Source organism: Streptomyces sp. NPDC037301 (assembly GCF_055602785.1).
This window is the reverse complement of record NZ_JBVJWD010000009.1, coordinates 1-16,727: the sequence shown is the minus strand read 5'-3', so window position 1 is coordinate 16,727 and position 16,727 is coordinate 1. Positions and strand designations below refer to the sequence as shown.

15 protein-coding genes are annotated in these 16,727 nt (G+C 70.4%); 2 read left to right on the top strand and 13 right to left on the bottom strand.

The window, feature by feature from the left end; translation table 11 throughout:
* Positions 1–31: 31 nt before the first annotated feature.
* Positions 32–736 (top strand): nucleotidyltransferase domain-containing protein, encoded by a 705-nt coding sequence (locus ACZ7IB_RS16720; protein ID WP_470913197.1) that lies wholly within the window; start codon positions 32–34, stop codon positions 734–736.
* A 73-nt stretch (positions 737–809) separates the two neighbouring features.
* Here the strand turns inward: ACZ7IB_RS16720 and ACZ7IB_RS16715 are convergent, their stop codons facing one another.
* From ACZ7IB_RS16715 to ACZ7IB_RS16655, 13 genes are all read right to left on the bottom strand, one after another.
* Positions 810–1,832: an ADP-ribosylglycohydrolase family protein gene (locus ACZ7IB_RS16715; RefSeq protein WP_470913196.1), complete on the bottom strand. Its 1,023-nt coding sequence runs from the start codon at positions 1,830–1,832 to the stop codon at positions 810–812.
* On the bottom strand, positions 1,829–2,563 hold the full coding sequence (locus tag ACZ7IB_RS16710) for an NUDIX hydrolase (RefSeq protein WP_470913195.1): 735 nt from the start codon (positions 2,561–2,563) through the stop codon (positions 1,829–1,831). The genes ACZ7IB_RS16715 and ACZ7IB_RS16710 overlap by 4 nt, the downstream gene beginning before the upstream one ends.
* Positions 2,560–3,639: an AAA family ATPase gene (locus tag ACZ7IB_RS16705; protein ID WP_470913194.1), complete on the bottom strand. Its 1,080-nt coding sequence runs from the start codon at positions 3,637–3,639 to the stop codon at positions 2,560–2,562. Before ACZ7IB_RS16705 ends, ACZ7IB_RS16710 begins: the two co-directional genes overlap by 4 nt.
* 26 nt (positions 3,640–3,665) lie before the next feature.
* Positions 3,666–4,367 carry a nicotinamide riboside transporter PnuC gene (gene pnuC, locus ACZ7IB_RS16700; protein WP_266362593.1) on the bottom strand — a complete coding sequence of 234 codons (702 nt, stop codon included), beginning with the start codon at positions 4,365–4,367 and terminating at the stop codon, positions 3,666–3,668.
* Between the two features lie 127 nt (positions 4,368–4,494).
* The gene (locus ACZ7IB_RS16695; protein WP_470913193.1) at positions 4,495–5,661 is read right to left on the bottom strand and encodes a pseudouridine synthase; all 1,167 of its coding nucleotides are present in this window, start codon (positions 5,659–5,661) and stop codon (positions 4,495–4,497) included.
* Positions 5,661–6,308: an SMC-Scp complex subunit ScpB gene (gene scpB / locus ACZ7IB_RS16690; RefSeq protein ID WP_470913192.1), complete on the bottom strand. Its 648-nt coding sequence runs from the start codon at positions 6,306–6,308 to the stop codon at positions 5,661–5,663. The genes ACZ7IB_RS16695 and scpB overlap by 1 nt, the downstream gene beginning before the upstream one ends.
* A complete protein-coding gene (locus ACZ7IB_RS16685) occupies positions 6,305–7,417 on the bottom strand; it encodes a segregation and condensation protein A (RefSeq protein WP_470913191.1) in 1,113 nt (370 codons plus the stop codon). Before ACZ7IB_RS16685 ends, scpB begins: the two co-directional genes overlap by 4 nt.
* Positions 7,418–7,525: 108 nt before the next feature.
* Positions 7,526–8,155 (bottom strand): hypothetical protein, encoded by a 630-nt coding sequence (locus tag ACZ7IB_RS16680; protein ID WP_470913371.1) that lies wholly within the window; start codon positions 8,153–8,155, stop codon positions 7,526–7,528.
* Positions 8,152–9,270 (bottom strand): ParA family protein, encoded by a 1,119-nt coding sequence (locus ACZ7IB_RS16675; RefSeq protein WP_470913190.1) that lies wholly within the window; start codon positions 9,268–9,270, stop codon positions 8,152–8,154. The genes ACZ7IB_RS16680 and ACZ7IB_RS16675 overlap by 4 nt, the downstream gene beginning before the upstream one ends.
* 369 nt (positions 9,271–9,639) lie before the next feature.
* Entirely contained in the window at positions 9,640–10,755 is a 1,116-nt protein-coding gene (ald, locus tag ACZ7IB_RS16670) for an alanine dehydrogenase (protein ID WP_470913370.1), read from the bottom strand.
* Positions 10,756–10,898: 143 nt separating this feature from the next.
* Complete coding sequence (locus tag ACZ7IB_RS16665; protein ID WP_470913189.1) at positions 10,899–12,962, bottom strand: tetratricopeptide repeat protein; 2,064 nt, start codon at positions 12,960–12,962, stop codon at positions 10,899–10,901.
* Between the two features lie 248 nt (positions 12,963–13,210).
* On the bottom strand, positions 13,211–13,837 hold the full coding sequence (locus tag ACZ7IB_RS16660; protein WP_470913188.1) for an NUDIX domain-containing protein: 627 nt from the start codon (positions 13,835–13,837) through the stop codon (positions 13,211–13,213).
* An 89-nt stretch (positions 13,838–13,926) separates the two neighbouring features.
* Positions 13,927–15,612: a CTP synthase gene (locus ACZ7IB_RS16655; RefSeq protein WP_398629217.1), complete on the bottom strand. Its 1,686-nt coding sequence runs from the start codon at positions 15,610–15,612 to the stop codon at positions 13,927–13,929.
* A gap of 382 nt (positions 15,613–15,994) precedes the next feature.
* Between ACZ7IB_RS16655 and ACZ7IB_RS16650 the strand changes: the two genes are divergently transcribed.
* Positions 15,995–16,727: glycoside hydrolase family 15 protein (locus ACZ7IB_RS16650; protein ID WP_470913187.1), on the top strand; the 733-nt coding region annotated here is incomplete at its 3' end.

Here is a 16,727-nt window from a genome sequence, read left to right as displayed (position 1 = left end):
AACACGTTTTCGCCCACGTAACCTCGCCGGCATGATCACCCCTGACCCCGAGGCTCTCGTACGCGACCACACGGTCTATTCCTGTGTCATGGGCTCACGCGCCTTCGGACTCGCCACGGACGGCAGCGACACCGACCGGCGCGGCGTCTTCCTCGCGCCGACCCCGCTGTTCTGGCGGTTCGACAAGCCACCGACGCATGTCGACGGTCCGGCGGAGGAGCAGTTCTCCTGGGAGCTGGAACGCTTCTGCGAGCTGGCCCTGCGCGCCAACCCCAATGTGCTGGAGTGCCTGCACTCGCCGCTGGTGGAACACGTCGACGCCGTGGGCCGTGAACTCCTTTCCCTGCGCGGGGCGTTTTTGTCCCGGCTGGCCCATCAGACCTTCGTCCGCTACGCGTTGGGCCAGCACAGAAAGTTGGAGGCGGACGTACGGCAGTACGGGGCGCCGCGCTGGAAGCACGCCATGCATCTGCTGCGGCTGCTGACCAGCGGCCGGGATCTGCTGCGCACGGGCGAGCTCGTGATCGAGGTGGGGCCGGCCCGGGAGGAGCTGCTGGCTGTGAAGCGCGGCGAGGTGCCGTGGCCGGAGGTCGAACGCCGCATGAGCCGCCTGGCCGAGGAGAACGACGAGGCGGCCGAGTGCTCCCCGCTCCCCCCACGACCGGACCGGGCTCGCGTGGAGGACTTCCTGATCCGCACCCGCCGGTCGTCCGCGCTGCGGCCCGACCAGGGGTGAACGGCCCCGCCTCCCCCACCCCTGACACAGGGCAGGGGTGCCCTCATGAACGCACCCCTTCCATACGAATGGATCAGGCGTCCCAGAGCGCCCCCAGCGACAGCAGATCGCTCCGGTACTCGATCCGCTCCGACCACTCCTTGGGCCAGGCCCCCGCTCCCAGGTGCGCCCCGACGAGCGCGCCGGTCAGGCAGCCGAGGGAGTCCGAGTCGCCCCGGGTGCAGGCGGCCCGGCGGAGGGCGGTGACGGGCTCTTCGGGGAAGAGCAGGAAGCAGTGCAGGGCAGTGGCGAGGGCCTCCTCGGCGATCCAGCCGTCGCCGGTGGTCTCGCAGGGGTCGGTCTCCGGGGACGGGTCGCGCAGGGCGTCCTGGACGCGGGCCAGGGCGGTGAGGCACTCGTCCCAGCCGCGCTGGATGTACAGCTCCGGCGAGGAGTCGCCCGCGTACCGCCAGAGGTCGCCGAGCCAGCGCGTGAGGTAACGACTGCTGTTCTCGTACGCGTAACTGCGCAGCTGCCCGATCAGGCCCATCGGCTCCGCACCCTGCGCCAGCAGGTACACCGCGCGGGCCATCAAGTCGGACGCGGCGAGGGCGGTCGGGTGGCCGTGGGTGAGGGCGGCCTGCAACTGGGCGGTGCCGGAGCGCTGTTCTTCGCTCAGCCCCGGCACGAGCCCGACCGGCGCGACCCGCATATTGGCGCCGCAGCCCTTGGAGCCGGTCTGGCTGGCCTCCTGCCAGAGCCGGTCGCTGTCGAGCAGGCGGCAGGCGGTCATGCAGGTGCGGCCGGGGGCGCGGTTGTTGTCGGGCGAGTGGTACCAGTCGACGAACTCCTCGCGCACCGGGCGGACCAGCCGCAGCGGGGTGAGCAGCCCGCGGTCCATGGCGGTACGGATGCCCCGCCCCAGGGCCAGCGTCATCTGGGTGTCGTCGGTGACGATCGCCGGCTTCGGCAGTCGCATCTGACGCCACGGCCCGCACTTGGCGAGGATCGACGGCACGTTGTTGAACTCGGTCGGGAAGCCCAGTGCATCGCCGAGCGTGAGCCCGGTCAGTGCGCCGGTGGCGGCCTGTTTGGTGATGGTCCTGGTCACGATCACGTGGTTCTTCCATCCGGTCTCAGGAGTGGAGGGTGCAGGGCGGTAGCGGCACCCGCCCGGTAGAGCGCGGCCGGTTTCCCCCGCCCGCCGGTGCGGCGCGGCGATCCCTCCACGGCCTGGACGAAGCCGGGCGTGGTGAGGACCTTGCGCCGGAAGTTGGGCCGGTCCAGCTCGACACCCCAGACTGTCTCGTACACCTGCTGGAGTTCCCCCAGGGTGAATTCGGGCGGGCAGAAGGCGGTGGCCAGACAGCTGTATTCGAGTTTGGCGCCGATCCGGTCGTGTGCATCGGCGAGGATGCGGTCGTGGTCGAAGGCGAGGGATCCTGGGGTTCCGGCGTCCCACCACCGGGCGCTGGCCGCGTCGCCGCCGCCGTGCGGTTCGGGCAGGTCGGGTACGAGTGCGGCATAGGCGACCGAGACGACCCGCATCCTCGGGTCGCGGTCCGGATCGCTGTAGGTGCGCAGCTGTTCCAGGTGGAGGGCCGAGACTGTGCCCTCGGTCAGCCCGGTCTCCTCGGCGAGCTCCCGGCGGGCGGCGTCCTCGGCGGACTCGCGGGGCAGGACGAAGCCGCCGGGCAGCGCCCAGTGGCCCTTGTACGGGTCCTCGCCCCTTTCGACGAGCAGGACATGCAGCCGGGTGCCACGGACCGTGAAGACGGCGAGGTCGACCGTGACCGCGAAGGGTTCGAAGGCGTACGGGTCGTAGCCTGCGGGGACACCGGCGCTCATCGGTGCTCCGGGAGGGGTGCGGCGAAGTTCCAGCCGGCGGCGAGCAGGGTGTCGACGGCGGCGACCGCGGTGGCCAGGCGTTCCTGATGGGTTCCGGTGAGCTCGATGAACTCCCTTCCGGTGCGGGTCAGTTCGGCCCGGAAGCGGTCGGTCATCCAGGGCCGCAGCTCCTCGCCGTCGCGCAGCCCGTCGTCCTCGAAGGCGACGCCCTCGTGGTCGGTGAGCAGCCACAGATGGTGGGCGACCCGGTCGGCGGTCTCCTCGACGAGCGGATTGCGGCCGCCGATGTACCGCTCGTGCCAGACGGTGGTCGCGAAGGAGTCGGTGTCGCAGAAGAGTACCGGCGACCCGGTGCGCGCGGCCGCCTCCTCCTTGGCGTTCTGCACCGCGGCGATCTGCGGGAAGTCGTCGGTGGTGAAGGCGACGTCCTCCCACTGGGCCCCGGGCCACCGGGTGCGCAGCGCGGCCAGCTTCTGTTCGCTGAACTCACGCCCGTACTCGGCGACGTAACGGGTCTGTGCCCAGACGCCGCCGCGCCGCCGGTAGTGGTCGGCGAGGGCGCGAGCCATCGTGGTGGTGCCGGTGGACTCGGCGCCGAGGACGACGATCCGGCGGGTGAGCGCGGCCCGTACGGGCGGTTCGAGGAAGTCCCAGCAGCCGACCGGGTCCTTGCGGACGGCGGTGCCGGAGACCGGGAAGACCGTGCGGTCGGGGTCGACGCAGACGGACTCGGCACCGAACCGCCGGGCCAGTTCGTCCCCGTACGACTCCGAGGTGAAGACGGCGTCCACCGGCTCGGGCACGGCCCCGGTGAAGACGGCCATGTGCGCGTCCCAGATCACCGGGTCGTGGAGATCCATGCGGATGTCGTCGACGGCGCCCACGACCCGTACGTCCGGGTGCACCTCCCGCATCCAGGCCACCCGGTCGGCCAGCGGTACGGACTCGACGGAGGCGGCGCAGACCAGGACGGTCAGCCGCTCGCAGCGGTCCTGCGCGGTGCGGACGAGGTGGTGGTGGCCGGCGTGCGGCGGGTAGAACTTGCCGAGGACGAGCCCGTGCGCGAAGCGCTTCACGCCGCTGCCCCGTGGAAACCGACCACTCACAGCGACCCCCCACGCCCCCGGCCCACGCCGACCTCGTACCCGGGTGCCGCCGCCACCTCCACGGGCTGCCGTTGCTGCACGGCGAGATCGCGCTGCCAGTTGCGCAGGCCGATCAGGCACAGCGTCAGGAAGCCGACGTACAGCAGGGAGGTCAGATAGAGCTCCTTGTACGCGTACAGCGGGATGTACACCACATCGGCGGCGATCCAGAGCCACCACGACTCGACGAGCTTCCTGCACTGCCCGTACGTCGCCGTCAGGGACAGCGCGGTCGTCAGGGCGTCCCAGAAGGGCACGGTCGAGTCGGTGGCGTGGTCGAGCAGGACGGTGAGGGCGAAGGCCCCCACCACCCCTGCCGCGAGCAGCCAGGCCCATTCGGTGCGCGTGGTGCGCCGCACCGGCAGGTCCGGTGTCCCCGGTCCACCCCCGTGGGTCCAGGTCCACCAGCCGTACGCGGCAAGGGCGATGAAGACGATCTGGAGGCCGGCGTCGGCGTACAGACCGGACTGGGCGAACAGCAGGATGAAGAAGAGGTTGTTGGCGATGCCGATCGGCCAGTTGGCGAGGTGCTGGCGGGCCACGAGCCAGACGCACAGCGCTCCGCTGCCGAAGCCGAGCACCTCGGTCCAGCTGACCGGGGTGTCAAGAACCGTCACCAGAGGTTGCTGCAGGGGATCGAGGAATTCCGCGAGACTCACTCCCGCCTCCTTAATAGTCACTCTGACTATAAAGGCGGAACGGTCACAGCAAAAGGCCCGCAGCCGATTCCTGTTCGAAAATCGAAAGCAGGAACCGGCCGCGGGCCTCGGAACGGACGGAGCCGGGTTACAGACCGACCTCGCGCATCAGCATGCCCACCTCGGTGTTGGTGAGGCGGCGCAGCCAGCCGGACTTCTGGTCGCCCAGCGGGATCGGCCCGAAGGACGTCCGTACGAGCCGCTCGACCGGGAAGCCGGCCTCGGCCAGCATCCGGCGGACGATGTGCTTGCGGCCCTCGTGGAGGGTCACCTCGACCAGGTAGTTCTTGCCGGTGTTCTCGACGACCCGGAAGTGGTCGGCGCGGGCGTACCCGTCCTCCAGCTGGATGCCGTCCTTGAGCCGCTTGCCCAGGTCACGCGGGAGCGGTCCCTGGATGGCGGCCAGGTAGGTCTTCTTCACCCCGTACTTGGGGTGGGTCAGCCGGTGGGCCAGCTCGCCGTGGTTGGTGAGCATGATGATGCCCTCGGTCTCGGTGTCCAGCCGGCCGACGTGGAAGAGCCGCGTCTCACGGTTGGTGACGTAGTCGCCGAGGCACTGGCGGCCGTCCGGGTCCTCCATGGAGGAGACGACACCGGCGGGCTTGTTCAGCGCGAAGAAGAGGTACGACTGGGCGGCGACGGTCAGACCGTCGACCTTGATCTCGTCCTTGTGCACATCGACGCGCATGCCCTGCTCGACGACGATCTCGCCGTTGACCTCGACACGCGACTGCTCGATCAGCTCCTCGCACGCACGGCGCGAGCCCATACCGGCCCGGGCGAGGACCTTCTGCAGCCGCTCGCCCTCCTGCTCGGCGCCCGGGTGGGTCTTGGGCGTCCTGATGTCGGGCTTGCCCGCGTACCTGTCCCGGTTGCGCTGCTCGATCTTGGCGTCGAGCTCACGCGGACGGGACGGGGCGCCGTACGGGGCCCGCCGGCCGCCGCCCTTGGAACCGCCCGACGCGGCCTTCGGGCCGCCCTTGGCGCCGCCGCGGGCGGCCGCGCCGCGGCCCTTGCGGGTGCCGCCGTCGCCGCCGGGCTTGTCGTTGCCCACGTCGTAGCGCCGCTCCTCGGGCCGGGGCCGGCGGGGGCGCTGCTCCTGCTTGTCGTCGCGCTCGGAGCCGGGAACCCGGGGGTTCGGGTTGCTGTTCCTGCCGCTGCCGCTGTTGTTCCTGCCGCCGCTGCCGCCGCTCCTGCTGCCGCCGCTCCTGGCTCCGCCGCCGCCGCTTCCGCTGTTCCTGCCACTGCTTCGCATCAAAATTCCGTCTTGTCGTCTGCGTGAGTATCCGGGGTGTCCGGTGCGTCCGGATCGAACGACGGCACACCCTCTAGCGTCTCAGCCTCGATCGCGTCCGCCTCGGGAAGGAAGGGCGCGAGCTCCGGGAGCTCATCCAGGCCACGCAGGCCCATCCGCTCCAGAAAGTAGTTCGTCGTCCTGTACAGGATCGCACCTGTTTCGGGTTCCGCGCCCGCTTCCTCGACGAGGCCCCTCTGCAGCAGGGTCCGCATGACCCCGTCACAGTTCACACCGCGGACCACGGAGACCCTCGACCGGCTGACCGGCTGGCGGTACGCGACCACCGCCAGGGTCTCCAGGGCCGCCTGCGTGAGACGGGCCTGCTGGCCGTCCAGGACGAAGCCCTCGACGGCCGCCGCGTACTCCGGGCGGGTATAGAAGCGCCAGCCGCCCGCGACCAGCCTCAGATCGAAACCGCGGCGCTGCACCGTGTACTCGTCGGCCAACTCCCGCAGCGCGTCGGCGACGGCTCTGCGGGGCCGCTCCAGCACCTTGGCGAGGTGCTCCTCGGTGGCGGGCTCGTCGACGACCATGAGGACGGCCTCCAGGGCGGGCTTGAGTTCAAGATCCGCGACGGTGGAGCCGGTGGTGTCCTGCTGACTCATGCCTTCACATCCTCAAAGACGTCCTGCACCTCGGTGTCGAACTCGTCCGTCACGACGGGCTCGGCCCCCTCTCCCCCGGCCCAGCGCACCAGGAGCTCTCCCAGCGCCTCGTCCTGGTCGAGCGCGACGGCCTTCTCCCGGTACAGCTCCAGCAGCGCGAGGAACCTGGCGACGACGGTGAGGGTGTCCTGGGCGTCCTCGGTGAGCACCCGGAAACTGATCTCCCCCGCCTCCCGCAGCCGCGCCACCACGATCTCGGCCTGTTCCCGCACGCTGACCAGCGGTGCGTGGATGTGGTCGACATACACCTGCGGCTTGGGCCTCGGCTGCATCGCCTTCACGGCCAGCTTGGCGAACCCCTCGGCCCCGATGCTGATGACGACCTCGGGCAACAGTTCGGCATGGTGCGGCTCCAGCCCCACGGTCCGCGGAAAGCGCCGCCCCTCCGACTCCAGCCGGTCGCTGAAGATCTCCGCGATGCGCTTGTACGCGCGGTACTGGAGCAGCCGGGCGAAGAGCAGGTCCCGCGCTTCGAGCAGCGCCAGATCCGCCTCGTCCTCCACCTCGGCGGCGGGCAGCAGCCGGGCGGCCTTCAGATCGAGCAGGGTCGCGGCGACGACGAGGAACTCGGTGGCCTGGTCCAGATCCCAGTCCGGCCCCATGGCGCGGATGTGCGCCATGAACTCGTCGGTGACCTTGGACAGTGCGACTTCGGTCACATCCAGCTTGTGCTTGGAGATGAGCTGCAGAAGCAGATCGAACGGCCCCTCGAAGTTCGCCAGCCGAACAGTGAACCGCCCGTCGTCGGCGGGGTCGGGGGGCGAGCCGGCGATTCCTGCCGGTACGACGGACTCGGGGGGTGAGCCGGGTGTTGCCGGTACGGCGGGCTCGGAGTGCGTTACGGGCACCTCGGGGGCGGCGGCCCCGGCGGACGCCGTCGCCTCGGCCACCGACGGTTCCGGGGACGCTTCCGCGGCTTCGGGAAGAGGCGGGGTGGCGGATTCACCGTCGATGCCCCCGTCCCCCGCCGGTCCCGGCGCAGGCCGACCGCCCGGGCCGCGCCCCAAGGGGCGGCGAGGGGTACGGGCGGGCTCGTCGGTCGTCGGCATGAAGGTCCAGGGGCAGCGGGATACGGGCGGCGGGCAGTGGCCCGTACGGGGCAGGCCGGACACCCGGCCGGCGGCGGCACTCCGGGCAGGCTACCGGCGCCCCGCCGGTCAGCGGCCGCGCAGCCGCCGTACGAGGATGCTCGCGTCGCCCCGCGACTCCAGGTCCGCGAGAACCACCGCGACCGCCTCGCGGACGATCCGCCCGCGGTCGACCGCGAGCCCGTGCTCCCCGCGGAGCACGAGACGGGCGTGTTCGAGGTCCATCAGTTCCTCGGCCGAGACATAGACGGTGATCTTCTCGTCGTGCCGCTCCCGGCCGCTGGGCCGCCGGTTCGCCCCGCGCCCGCCTCCCCGCCTGCGCTGCTGCTGAACGGCAGGGGCGGGAACCGCCTCCTGCGCGGACGACGGCGCGGGCGACTGCGAGGACGGCGAGGACTGCTGGGGCCTGCGCCCCGACTGCCCTGCCACCGCGCCCCGGTCACCGTCTGCGCCGCGGCTGCGCGATCCCCCCGCGTCGGCGTCGGCCGCGGAGTGCTCCTCCCGCGAAGGGGCCGCGGTGCCGGCTGCGGCCTCCGCCGCGCCCGCCCCGGATCCGTCGGCCGCGGGATCGCTCTCCCCGGCCGGACCGGGCACCCGGGCCTCGCCGTTCGCCTTGCGCCGCCGGTCCGCGGGGGACGAGGCCTGCAGCCCCATCCCCCCGGTGGTACGGAACAGTTCGTCGGCCCCGGGCAGACTCACTCGGCGTGACACCGGGCGAGCACCTCCCTGGCGAGCTGGCGATAGGCGGCGGCACCGACCGAGTTGGAGGCGTACGTGGTGATGGGCTCACCGGCGACCGTGGTCTCCGGGAAGCGCACCGTGCGCCCGATGACCGTGTGGTAGACGTGATCGTCGAAGGCCTCGACGACGCGCGCGAGGACCTCGCGGCTGTGCACCGTACGGGAGTCGTACATGGTGGCGAGGATGCCGTCGAGCTCCAGATCCGGATTGAGCCGCTCCTGGACCTTCTCGATGGTCTCGGTGAGCAGCGCCACACCTCGCAGCGCGAAGAATTCGCACTCGAGCGGCACTATCACCTTGTGGGCCGCCGTCAGGGCGTTCACGGTGAGCAGCCCCAGCGAGGGCTGACAGTCGATCACGATGTAGTCGTAGTCGGCCATCAGCGGCTTCAGGGCGCGCTGCAGCGTGGACTCCCGGGCCACCTCGCTCACCAGCTGCACCTCGGCAGCCGACAGGTCGATGTTGCTGGGCAGCAGGTCCATGTTCGGGACCGCGGTCTTCAGCAGGACCTCGTCGGCCGACATGCCCCGCTCCATGAGCAGGTTGTAGACCGTGAGGTCGAGCTCCATCGGGTTGACGCCGAGCCCGACCGACAGGGCTCCCTGCGGGTCGAAGTCGACGAGCAGGACGCGGCGCCCGTACTCCGCGAGTGCGGCACCCAGGTTGATGGTCGACGTGGTCTTGCCGACGCCGCCCTTCTGGTTGCACATCGCGATGATCTTCGCGGGACCGTGATCGGTCAGCGGGCCCGGGATCGGGAAGTAGGGCAGGGGCCGACCGGTCGGGCCGATCCGCTCGCGGCGCTGGCGGGCAGCGTCGGGCGCGAGGGTGGCCGCGTACTCGGGATCGGGCTCGTACTCGGCGTCGGGGTCGTAGAAGTGCCCCTGGGGCACCTCGTCGAAGTCGGCGAAGTGGGCGGTCTCTCGGCCACTCTCGTTGCCGGCCATGGCGTTCACGTTTAGGCCGTCCATCATCTGGGGGGCTGTCGTCATGTGCTGGTGGGTGGCGAAGGTGCGGACAGCGACGGAGCCGACAGCCTCCAGCCCGTGCGGGCTCTGGCCCCGTGCAGGCATCCCTGGTTGAACACCCCCGGGAGTAAATGTCGACTCATTCACAAGTCGTCTTACCTCCTTGGACGTGACCAGGAAACTTATCGATAGGTCAGCGTGGCACCATGCCGACGATTGGCGACTCTATGGCGTGTCACCGCTCCGCAGCAACACAATCCGCCGGACCCGGCCCGATGTGTCGGCAATCGAACACCTCCCTGTCAAGGGCACGCAGCCACCGGGGCGCACTTTCAGCGGGTGCACGAATCGGTTGAAGGGCTACGTTCGAGACGAGTTGAACGGGGGCCTCACAAGGGCCCGGCATGCGTCCGGCCGGACCCTGCTGAGCAAGGTCCGGCCGGACGCATGAGGTTGACGGGAGATGTTGACTCGTCAGCCGAGAAGCGAGCTCAGCTCGACGTGCTCCAGGCCGTGGGCCTCGGCCACCTCGCGGTAAACGACCTGCCCGTCATGGGTGTTGAGACCCTTGGCGAGTGCGGCGTCACGGCGCAGCGCCTCGACCCAGCCGCGGTTGGCGAGCTCCACGATGTACGGCAGCGTGGCGTTCGTGAGGGCGTACGTGGAGGTGTTCGGCACCGCGCCCGGCATGTTGGCGACGCAGTAGAAGACCGAGTTGTGGACCATGAAGGTCGGCTCGGCGTGCGTCGTCGGACGCGAGTCCTCGAAGCAACCGCCCTGATCGATTGCAATGTCGACAAGTACACTTCCGGGCTTCATCTTGGCGACGAGCTCGTTGGTGACCAGCTTCGGGGCCTTCGCGCCGGGGATCAGCACGGCGCCCACTACGAGGTCGGCCTCGATGACGGCCTTCTCCAGCTCGAAGGCGTTGGAGACGACCGTCTTCACCTTGGTACCGAAGACCTTGTCGGCCTCGCGCAGCTTATTGATGTCCCGGTCGAGCAGCGTGACGTGGAAGCCGAGACCGACGGCGATCTGCGTGGCGTTCCAGCCGGAGACACCGCCGCCGATGACAACGGCCTCGGCGGGCGCCGTGCCCGGGACGCCGCCCGGCAGCACGCCGCGGCCGCCGACCGAGCGCATCAGGTGGTAGGCGCCGACCTGCGGGGCCAGCCGGCCCGCGACCTCGGACATCGGGGCGAGCAGCGGCAGTGCACGGTTCGCGGTCTCGACGGTCTCGTACGCGATCGAGGTGGTGCCGGACTCCAGCAGCGCGTCGGTGCACTCGCGGGAGGCGGCGAGGTGCAGGTAGGTGAAGAGCGTCTGGTCCTTGCGGAGACGGTGATACTCCTCGGCGACCGGCTCCTTGACCTTGAGCAGCAGGTCGGCGGTGGCCCAGACCTCGTCGGCGGTGGGGAGGATCTGCGCCCCGGCGGCGACGTACTCCTCGTCCGTGATGGAGGAGCCGGCCCCGGCGTTCTCCTCGACGACGACCTGGTGGCCGTGGCGTACGAGCTCGTTCACACCGGCGGGCGTGATCGCCACGCGGAACTCGTTGTTCTTGACTTCGCGGGGGATGCCGACCTTCACGTCGATCACGGTCCTTGGCTCAGAGGGTTACCCGGACATAGCTACACATACCCGGATAGACACAGCGTAAATGGAGACACCGCGAGCACACGCGGCAGAGCCATTCTAATGAAGGGCTTCGCGCTGTCTAGCCTTACAAAGCATTAATTTTCACTCACCGCACTACGGATTTCGTAGGCCGCATCCTTCTTGCCCAGCAATCTGTCGGCCAGGCCCCGGTGCAGCCGGGCCGCAGCCGAGTCGCCCAGCCGGTCGAGCGTGTCGGCCAGCCGCAGCTCCAGCGCCGCCTGCAGCCGTACGTCCCCGGCCCGCCTGGCCCACTCAACGGCCTCCTGACAGGTGTGCAGCGACTCCTGCGGCCGGCCCGCGTACTCCTGCACCCGGGCCGCCTCACTCAGCGCCCGCGCCTGGGCCGGCACATCGCCGAGCCTGCGGTACCCGGCCGCGGCGGCCCGCCAGTTCCGCAGTGCCTCGCCGTACCGGCCGGCATAGGTGTGGACGGCGCCGAGCCGCCCGTACAGCCGCGCCTCGTCGGCCCGCTCGCCCTGGGTGAGCCGCTGCGCCAACGCCCGGCCGTACCAGTCGGAGGCCCGCTGGAAGTCCCCCAGTTCGGCGTAGGCACCGCCTACGGATTCCATCGCGCGGCCGGTGGCGTACGGATCCTTCGCGGCCCGTCCGGCGTCCAGCGCGGCCCGGTACCGGGTCAGCGCCTCCTGCGTACGGCCGGTCCTGGCATCGAGGTCGGCGAGGTTGAGCAGTGCGGCGGCCCGTTCGCGCGGCAGCTCGCGCCGCTCGGCGACTGCCAGAACCAGACCGTGCAGTCCGTACAGCTCGGGCGCGGCCGCCTCGGTGCCCTGGTGCACGGCCAGCGCCCGCACCAGTGCGGCCACCAACCTCCTTGCCAGAGTGTCGAGTTCACCGTCCTCGACGGCGAGCCTGGCCGAGGCCAGCAAGGCGGGGCGGCGGATCCGCAGCCATTCGGCGGCCGCATCGGGGTTGGGGAATCGCAGCGAGCGCGGCAGCCCGGCGAGCTTGCGGCGGGCCGGGGAACCCTCGGGGTCGGTGACCGCCCGGCAGGACTGCAGCAGCCGTACGGTCCGCTCGAGCATCCGGGCCCTGGCGAGCTGGTTCTCCGTCGGCCGGTCCCTGTCCGCCAGCAGCGCCCGCAGCAGCGGAGCGAGGCAGCCGGGCACCTCGTACTGCGGCTGGTCCGCCCCATTGGTGCGCAGCAGTCCGAGGGCCACGAAGTCGTCGAGGGTCGTCTGGGCTGCGGAGACGGAGCAGCCGGCCAGGGCGGAAGCCGTGTGGGCGTCGGCGAGTCCGGCGGGGGCGAGGGCGAGCAGCCGCAGTATCCGGGCGGCGGTCGGCGGCAGGGAGTCATGGACCAGCCGGAAGGCGCGGGCCAGCGGGCGGGCACCGGTGGACTGCTCCGTGTCGTCCGGCAGCTCGCGCAGTTGTTTGGTGACATCGGCGACCGACGCCATGGGGTGGGCGGCGAGCCAGCCGCCGACCATGACCAGGGCGGCCGGCAGGCCGGCGCACTCCTCGGTGAGGGTCTCGGCGGTCCGCGGGTCGACGGTGATCCTGACCTGGCCGATGATGCGGGCGAGCAGCCGGACGGCGGAGCCCGTGTCCAGGCCGCCGATGGTGCAGGGGCGGACACCGGGGATACCGGTCAGCGGGCCTTCGGAGGTGGCGACGACCAGGCAGTCGGGGTTGTCCGGCAGCAGCGGGTCGACCTGTTCCGCATCCACGGCGTCGTCGAGGAGCAGCAGGGCGCGGCGCTCGGTGAGCGCCGCGCGGACCATTTCGGAGAGCTCGTCCCCGTCCGCGCCGGGCGGCCCCGTCACACCCAGCTGGTCGAGCAGCTCGCGGGCGGTGCGCTCGGTGGGGACGGGTGCGCCGCCGGGGTCGGTGAGCCGGGCCCGGAGCAGGCCGTCGGGGTGGTCGCCGGTGGAGAGCAGCCGGCGGGTGAGCTCGCCGGCGAGTGCGGTGCGTCCGGAGCCGGGGCGTCCGGCGATCAGCAGGACCCGGGCGCGGGCGGCCTTGCGACCGGCCAGAGTGTCCAGTCCGGCCCGCTCGATGTCGGCTCGCAGCTCCTTCAACTCGCGGTCGCGGCCGAAGAATTGGGGTGGGACGGCGCCGGACGGCCCTTCGGTTCCCGCTGCCTTGGCCGGGCCGCTGGTGTCCACCGCCTGATCCGTCACGGGCCACGCTCCACTTCGCTGCACGCGTTGCCCGCCGGGACTCCGGTCAGGGCATTCCGAGCGTAGTTCAGGCGTGTGGACGAATTCCGTGGAGCGTGGCGCAGAGGTCCCCCGATCGGATCAGCATCTTTTCCGATCGGGGGGCGTCGGTGAACCTTTCAGCGGCCCCTACGGGCTGCCGGACCTCGAACGATCCCTGCGAACGCGGGACCTCGAACGATCCTTACGAACCGTCAGACCGTCGGCCGTCAGGCCTCGAACGGGCGGGCCGGCCACGGCGCCTCGGCCGGACGCAGCGACTCGATCCCGTCACCGGCGAGCACCGTCGCGAGCGAAAGGACGCCCACCACGAGGCAGTTGTTGTGCAGATCCCCGGCGAGCACCCCCCGCACCAGCTCCTGGAGCGGCACCCGGGCCAGCTCCATGTCGGCCTCCTCCTCGGAGACCGCGAAGCGCTCCCCGTCGGCCTCGGAGAGATTCCGGGCCAGGAAGATCCGTACGGCTTCGTCGCAGCCGCCCGGTGTGGTGTAGGCGTCGGTCAGCACCCGCCAGTCCTCGGCCTTGACGTACGCCTCCTCGTAGAGCTCCCGCTGGGCAGCGTGCAGCGGGTTCTCACCGGGGATGTCGAGCAGTCCCGCCGGGATCTCCCAGAGCTTGTGGCGCACCGGGTGGCGGTACTGCCGCAGCACGACGACCCGGCCCTCTTCGTCGAGCGCGAGCACGGCGACCGAGCCCGGGTGGACCTGGTAGTCGCGGCGTACGACCGTGCCGTCGGGCATCACCACTTCATCGGTGCGGACGCTGGTCTTGTTGCCGGTGAAGGGTGTCTCGGTCGCGGTGACCTGCCACTCCTCGGGCGTGTCCTGGAAACCCATCTACGTCCTCCCACAAAAAACAGAAACCGGGGCACGCATCCTCAGTGGATCCGTACCCCGGTCAACGTTAATGCCTGCGTACCGCCGGACTACTTGCCCGACGTGGTGCCCTGCTTGCCACCGGCCCCGGCACCCGTCTTGCGCTCGACGGCCGCCTTCACCAGGCCCGCGAAGAGCGGGTGCGGGCGGGTCGGGCGGGAGCGGAGCTCCGGGTGCGCCTGGGTGGCGACCAGGTAGGGGTGGATCTCGCGCGGGTACTCGACGTACTCGACGAGCTTGTTGTCCGGGGACGTGCCGGAGAAGACCAGCCCGGCCTTCTTCTCCAGCTCGGCGCGGTAGGCGTTGTTGACCTCGTAGCGGTGGCGGTGGCGCTCCTCCACGTACGGCTGGTCGTCGTACGCCTCACGGACCAACGAGCCCTCGGCGAGCTTCGCCGGGTACAGGCCGAGCCGCATGGTGCCGCCCAGGTCGCCCGCGCCCTCGACGTACGCCAGCTGCTCCTCCATCGTCGAAATGACGGGGTGCGAGGTGGCGGCGTCGAACTCGGTGGAGTTGGCGTCGGGGATCTCGGCCAGGTTGCGTGCCGCCTCGATCACGATGCACTGCAGGCCGAGGCAGAGGCCGAGCAGCGGCACCTTGTTCTCACGGGCGTACTGGATGGCGCCGATCTTGCCGTTGACACCGCGGTCGCCGAAGCCGCCGGGGACGCAGATCGCGTCGACGTCGGAGAGCTGCCTGGCGGCGCCGGCCGGGGTCTTGCAGTCGTCGGAGGCGACCCACTTGACCTTGACCCGGGCCTTGTTCGCGAAGCCGCCGGCCCGGATGGCCTCGGTGACCGAGAGGTAGGCGTCGGGCAGGTCGATGTACTTGCCGACGAGCGCGACGGCGACCTCGTGGTCGGGGTTGTGGACGCGGTCCAGCAGATCGTCCCACGTGGTCCAGTCGACGTCGCGGAACGGCAGGTCGAGCTTGCGCACGACGTAGGCGTCCAGGCCCTCGGTGTGCAGCACCTTCGGGATGTCGTAGATCGACTTGGCGTCCACGCAGGCCACCACGGCGGCCTCGTCGACGTCGCACATCAGCGAGATCTTGCGCTTGATGGCGGTCGGTACGTCACGGTCGGCGCGCAGCACGATGGCGTCGGGCTGGATGCCGATGTTGCGCAGCGCGGCGACGGAGTGCTGGGTCGGCTTGGTCTTGAGCTCGCCGGACGGGCCGATGTAGGGCAGCAGCGAGATGTGCACGACGAAGACGTTGTCCCGGCCGACCTCGTGGCGGACCTGACGGACGGTCTCCAGGAACGGCAGCGACTCGATGTCACCGACCGTACCGCCGACCTCGGTGATGACGACGTCGACGTCGTCGGTTGCCATGCGGCGGATGCGGTGCTTGATCTCGTTGGTGATGTGCGGGATGACCTGCACGGTGTCACCGAGGTACTCGCCGCGCCGCTCCTTGGCGATCACCTGCGAGTAGACCTGACCGGTGGTGACGTTGGCGGACCCGTCGAGGTCGACGTCGAGGAAGCGCTCGTAGTGGCCGATGTCCAGGTCGGTCTCGGCGCCGTCGTTGGTGACGAACACCTCACCGTGCTGGAAGGGGTTCATCGTGCCCGGGTCGACGTTCAGATACGGGTCGAGCTTCTGCATGGTGACCCGAAGACCGCGCGCCTTGAGCAGGGCGCCGAGGCTGGAGGCAGTCAGACCCTTGCCGAGGGAAGAGGCGACACCCCCGGTGACGAAGATGTGCTTGGTCGTCGTGGATGTGGGCTGCATAGCCAAAGGGGGCTCCCGTGGTCGCGATCATGAGGTGCGTACCGGCGTTGCCGTCCGGAGATTCCGGAGGTGCCGTCGCTGCGGTTCGGGGGCCTCGTCTGCTGTTGCTGACGACCACCGGTCCACGGGCTACCAGGGTATCAGCGACAAAGGGAGCCTGCTTCCGGCCACACCCCGCACGCCGACCGCACAAGATCAACGTCGCCCCCTCCCGCCCCACCCGTTCGGCTCAGACGCTTTGCTGAGACCGTCGCGCAGATCATCCGGGTGCGTCGTATCCTGCTCGGACACTCGCTCCGGGCGAGGTACCGAGCTCGCAGGTTCCCCCACAACGACCCCTTGCGACGACCTCATTACCCGCAGTAATGCCCCACGGGGCGACATGGCCGTTCGACTGGAGACGCACGTGGCCGGGCGCATCGAGGATTACGCACTCATCGGAGACATGCAGACCGCCGCCCTGGTCTGCCGGGACGGCACAGTGGACTGGCTGTGCCTTCCCCGCTTCGATTCGCACGCTATTTTCGCGGGACTGCTGGGTACCGAGGAGCACGGCTTCTGGCGCCTGGGACCGGCGCGGGAGGACGGGGCGGAGCCGCCGTCCGCGGACCGCCGCCGATACCGCGGGGACTCCCTCATCCTGGAATCGGAATGGGACACGCCGCGCGGAACGGTCAGAGTGACCGATTTCATGCCGCCTCGTGACGGTGCACCGCAGGTGATCCGGATCGTGGAGGGGATCAGCGGCCGGGTGCCGATGCGCTCCGAACTGCGGATGCGGTTCAGCTACGGGCGGGTCACACCGTGGGTGCACAAGGTCGACGGCCGTACGGTCGCCGTCGCCGGCCCGGACTCCGTCTGGCTGGACACCCCCGCCGACACCTTCGGCGAGAACCTGACGACGTACTCCGACTTCACGGTCGCGCCCGGGGACCGGATCGCATTCACGATCAGCTGGCAGCCTTCGCACCACGAGCCGCCCGGTCTTCCGGACCCGGAGAGTTCGCTGGACGCGACCGCGGACTTCTGGCGTGAATGGGTCGAGCAGTGCACGTACCACGGGCCCTACCGCGAGGCCGTGGTCCGCTCCCTGATCACCCTCAAGGCCCTGACGT